Raw genomic sequence first — 806 nt, 5'->3', positions numbered from 1 at the left:
TCCGAGCTGCGCCGGCGCGGCGTCGGGCGCGCGCCGCTGCCGCCCACACCGCCACGGTCATCACCGCCAGCGCCACCGCCCACGGCAGCACCCGGTCCCCGGCCGCGGCGTGCGCCTGGATGGCCGGATCGGCCGGCAGCCGGGCCATCAGGGCCTCCCCGCTGCTGGTGGCCACCGGCACCAGCGCCACCGTGGCCAGCCCGGCGGCCGGCAGCAGCAGCCCCGCGCGGCGGCGCAACGCGTCGGAGAACGCACACCCCACCAGCAGCAGCGCCGCCAGCGGGGCCAGCACCACGACCGCGTGCAGCACCAGGACGTGGCTGGGCAGGCCGAGCACGACGTCGGGCATCAGGCGCCCTCGACGACGGCACCGTCCACGACGCGCACGGCCAGCGGGGCCAGCGGCTCGGTGGCCGGCCCGCGCAGCGCGGCGCCGGTGAAGGCGTCGAACAGGGAGCGGTGGCAGTTGCAGATCAGCTGATCGCCCTGCGGCTGCACCGGGCAGCCCTGGTGGGTGCAGGCGGCGTCGAAGGCGACCACGGTGCCGGCGCTGGGCTGGGCCACGACGATCGAGCGCCCCGCGCTGGACTGCGCGGCCACCGCCGAGCCGACGGGCACGTCGGCCAGCTGCACCAGGGTGGTGCCCGCCGCGCCGGCGCCCGGCGCGCCCCCGGAGCACGTCGCGGTCGCCGACGGCCTCGCCCTGGCGCTGGTGGCGGTGCTGCTGGTGCCGGAGCTGCCGGCGGCGGTACCGGTGTCGTCGTCGCCGCCGCAGGCCCCCAGGACCAGCGCCCCGCCGGCCAGGC

Annotated in this window: 1 protein-coding gene and 1 pseudogene; both read right to left on the bottom strand. The window is 79.4% G+C overall.

Annotated features, from left to right (window positions below; genetic code table 11):
* Positions 1 to 349 (bottom strand): annotated as a pseudogene (locus ABEB16_RS22670) (hypothetical protein); the annotation flags it as partial.
* Positions 349 to 806: Rieske (2Fe-2S) protein (locus tag ABEB16_RS22665; RefSeq protein ID WP_345714395.1), on the bottom strand; the 458-nt coding region annotated here is incomplete at its 5' end. The gene ABEB16_RS22665 and the pseudogene ABEB16_RS22670, both read right to left, overlap by 1 nt.

This window comes from Kineococcus glutinatus (assembly GCF_039542765.1).
GTDB lineage: Bacteria > Actinomycetota > Actinomycetes > Actinomycetales > Kineococcaceae > Kineococcus_A > Kineococcus_A glutinatus.
This window is presented reverse-complemented; position numbering and strand designations above follow the sequence as displayed.